The 4,097-nt window shown below is 66.3% G+C and carries 2 protein-coding genes; both read left to right on the top strand.

Features of this window, described 5'->3' with window-relative positions:
- On the top strand, nucleotides 1–2,498 hold a 2,498-nt coding region (locus tag AC3VI7_RS12280; protein WP_489671585.1), incomplete at its 5' end, for an indolepyruvate ferredoxin oxidoreductase family protein.
- A gap of 50 nt (nucleotides 2,499–2,548) precedes the next feature.
- A complete protein-coding gene (locus AC3VI7_RS12275) occupies nucleotides 2,549–3,979 on the top strand; it encodes a bifunctional enoyl-CoA hydratase/phosphate acetyltransferase (protein ID WP_489671342.1) in 1,431 nt (476 codons plus the stop codon).
- The last annotated feature ends 118 nt before the right edge of the window (nucleotides 3,980–4,097 follow it).

The raw sequence follows: 4,097 nt of genomic DNA, 5'->3' as shown, positions 1-4,097 counted from the left end.
GCCAGATGATCGAGTACCAGCTCAAAGAAGAGCTCTACAACTGGCGCGCCGATGTGCGCCCGGACGTGCTGGGCAAGTTCGACGAAAGCGAGGGCGATCACAGCGGCGGCGAGTGGTCGCAGGCCGACCCGAGCCAGCACTGGTTGCTACGCGCCCAAGCCGATCTGAACCCGGCCCTGATCGCGCGCGCCATCGCCAAGCGCCTGATCCGCCTCGGGGTGGACCGCGACTTGGAGCGCCACTTGAGCGAACGCTTGAGCCAGATCGAGGCCCGCCAGCGCCAGCTGGAGCACGCCAGCCAGCACAGCCCCGGCGAGCGCCCGGCGTGGTTTTGCTCAGGCTGCCCGCACAACACCTCCACCCAAGTGCCCGAGGGCTCACGCGCCTTGGCCGGCATCGGCTGCCATTACATGGTGACGTGGATGGACCGGCGCACCAGCACCTTCACGCAGATGGGCGGAGAAGGCGTGCCGTGGGTCGGCCAAGCGCCCTTCACCCGCGAGCGACATGTGTTTGCCAACTTGGGCGACGGCACCTACAGCCACTCCGGCCTGCTCGCCATCCGCCAAAGCTTGGCCGCTGGGGTGAACATCACCTACAAGATTTTGTTCAACCACGCGGTGGCGATGACCGGCGGCCAAGCGGTGGAAGGCGGCATGGACGTGGCCGCCATGAGCCGCGAGCTCGACGCCGAAGGCGTGCGCCGGATCGTGATCGTGACCGACGATCCGGCCAAATATGCCGACCCCGCGCTGCGCCGCCAACTGGCCCCCGGCACGCGCATCCACCCGCGCGAAGCCCTCGACGCCCTGCAACGCGAGCTGCGCGAGCTGCCCGGCTGCACCGTGCTGATCTACGACCAAAGCTGCGCCAACGAAAAACGCCGCCGCATCAAGCGTGGCCTGCAAGCCGAAACCCCCCGGCAGGTGCTGATCAACACAGCGGTTTGCGAAGGCTGCGGCGACTGCTCGGTGCAAAGCAACTGCCTGAGCATCGAGCCGGTCGAAACCCCCTTCGGCCGCAAACGGCGCATCAACCCCAGCAGCTGCAACAAGGACTTCTCTTGCCTGCGCGGCTTTTGCCCAAGCTTTGTGACGATCGAGGGCGGGACACCTCGGGGGAAAACCGTTCAAACCCTTCGACCTTCATCACCCCCGATGCCCGAACCCACCCTGCCGCCGCTGACCCAGGCTTGGGGCTTGGTGGTGGCCGGCATCGGCGGCACGGGGGTGATCACGCTCGGTCAAGTGCTGGGCATGGCGGCGCACCTTGAAGACAAAGCGGTGATCGTGCAGGAGGCCTCGGGGTTGGCGCAAAAAGGCGGGGCAACGTGGAGCCATGTGCAACTCGCCGCCCAACCCGACCAGCTCCACACCACCAAGGTCGATCTGGGCCAAGCCGACGTGGTGCTGGCGGGCGACGCCATCGTCGCGACCCGGCACGACACCTTGGGCGTGATGGCGCTGGGGCGCACCCACGTCGTCTTGAACCGCCACGCCACGCCCACGGCCACCTTTACCCAAGACGCCGATTGGCACTACCCCGACGCCGCGTGCGAAACCGCCTTGCGGGCAGCGGTCGGGGCCGAGCAGCTCAGCGGTTTTGACGCCGACACCCAAGCCAGCCAAGTGCTGGGGGACGCGATCTACAGCCTGCCGATGCTGCTGGGCTACGCGTGGCAGCGGGGTTGGATCCCGTTGCAGCGCGCTTCCATCTTGCAAGCCATCGCCTTGAACGGCGTCCAAGTCGAGGCCAACAGCGCAGCATTTGAGGAAGGTCGGCGCTGTGTTGAACCCGATGGACACCGGCCTGACACCCCCGGCTGGCAGCCGATCACGCTGGCGCTGCGACCCAAGCTCGACGCGCTGATGGCCCAGCACCACGCCTTTTTGTGCGCTTACCAAAATGCGGCCTACGCCGACACCTACCTTGAGCTGGTGCAGCGGGTGCGCGCCACGGAGGCCTTGCACCTGCACACAGCCGCCGATGACCACGGTCACGCCACGCGCCTCACTGAAGCGGTGGCGCGCGGCTGGTTCAAGCTGCTGGCCAGCAAGGACGAATTCGAGGTCGCGCGGCTCTTGACCGACCCCGCCTTTGAGGCCCAGATCCGTGCGCAAGTCGAGGGCCACTACCGCGTGGTGCATCACTTGGCCATTCCCTTGCTGGGCAGCGTCAAGCGAAGCTACGGCGCGTGGATGCACACCGCCTTGCGCCTGCTGGCGGGGCTGCGCGGCGTGCGCGGCACGTGGCTTGACCCCTTCCGCTTCAGCCCCGAGCGGCGCTTGGAGCTGCAACTGCGCCGCGACTACCGCGCCGCCATCGAAGCCGTGCTGCTGGAGCTTGGCCGACACCCTGATCGCATCGCTTTGGCGCTCGAAATCGCCCGCATGCCCGACAAGCTGCGCGGCTACGGCCACATCCGCCAACGCCACTGGTCTGAGCTGCAACCGCGCTGGCAAAGCTTGCTCGCCGAATTACGGGAAAACCCTTGCTGAGCTTCTATGATGGGGGTCTCTTTACCCCCACCGTGACGGCACCGAGCACCATGTCGAGCAGCACAGACAACAGCACAGACAAGAGCACCAACAGTGATTGGCTCGAAAACCACCCTTACGACGAGCTGCAAATCGGGCAAAGTGCTCGCTTGGTGCGCACCCTCACCCAAGCGGATATCGCCGCCTTTGCGGCCCTGAGCGGCGACGTCAACCCGGCCCACTTGGACCCGGACTATGCCGAAGGCACCTTCTTGCATGGCGTGGTGGCGCATGGTTTGTGGTCGGCTGGGCTGATCTCGGCGCTGCTGGGCACACAGTTCCCTGGCCCCGGCACGATCTACATCAGCCAAACGCTCAACTTCACCGCCCCAGTGCGCATCGGCGACACCTTGGCGGTGCGGGTCACGGTGCTTGAAAAGCGCAGCCACCACCACGTGCTGCTGGGCTGCGAAGTGAACAACCAGCGCGGCGAAGGCGTGCTGCGCGGTGAGGCTTTGGTCAAAGCGCCGGATCGCAAGATCCGCCTGCCCCGGCCCACCTTGCCGCGCATGCAGATCTTTGACCCCGATGCGCGCTTGCATGCCTTCCTCGCGCCCTTGGCCAGCTTGCCCAGCGTGCGCTGCGCGGTGGTGCATCCCTGCGACATCGAATCGCTGCGCGGCGCGGTCGAAGCTGCTGAGCTCGGGCTGATCATCCCGGTGCTGATCGCCCCAAGAGCGCGCCTTGAAGCCTTGGCGGCTGAGGGCGGTTTGGATCTCACGGGCTTGCAGATCGAAGACGTGGCCCACAGCCACGCCGCCGCCCAACGCGGTGTGGCCATGGCCGCCGCTGGCGAAGTGGCCGCTTTGATGAAGGGCAGCTTGCACACCGACGAGCTGATGCACGAGGTGATCCATTGCGCGGCGCTGCGCACCAAGCGGCGCATGTCGCACGTGTTCCACATCGACGCCCCGCTGCATGACCGCCCGCTCTTGATCACCGACGCCGCGCTCAACATCCGCCCGAACTTGGCCGAGAAGGCCGACATCGTCGCCAACGCCATTGAACTGGCCCACGCCTTGGGCTGGGCTTGCCCGAAGGTGGCGCTGCTCTCAGCCGTCGAAACCATCAACGAAAAACTGATCTCGACCTTGGACGCCGCCGCGCTGTGCAAGATGGCCGATCGCGGCCAGATCACCGGCGCGATCCTCGACGGCCCTCTTGCCTTTGACAACGCGGTGTCGCTGGAAGCGGCGCAGCGCAAGGGCATCCGCTCCGACGTGGCCGGCCAAGCCGACATCTTGGTGGTGCCCGACCTAGAGAGCGGCAACATGCTGGCCAAACAGCTCGAATACTTGGGCGGTGCATCCACCGCTGGCATCGTGCTCGGTGCCAAGGTGCCCATCGCGCTCACCAGCCGCGCCGACGGTGCCGCAGCCCGCAAGGCCTCGGCCGGTTTGGTGAAGATCTTGGCCCACTGGTTCCTGACCCATCAGCCCTGAGCCCCCAAGGAGTTTTCCCATGCCTGAAAAAAGGGTGCTGGCGGTCAACGCCGGCTCAGCCACGCTCAAGTTCGCGCTCTACCCGATCCGCGCTGGTCAAGCCGGTGCGCCGCTCAGC

The sequence above is a fragment of the Leptothrix toolikensis (SeqCode) genome (assembly GCF_057922285.1).
Note: the sequence above shows the minus strand (reverse complement) of the source record. Positions and strands in the feature narration are given on the sequence as shown.

Bases quoted from the DNA above. Each gene is read 5' to 3' on its own strand.
- AC3VI7_RS12275 (WP_489671342.1), top strand. From the start codon at position 2,549: ATGTCGAGCAGCACAGACAACAGCACAGACAAGAGCACCAACAGTGAT.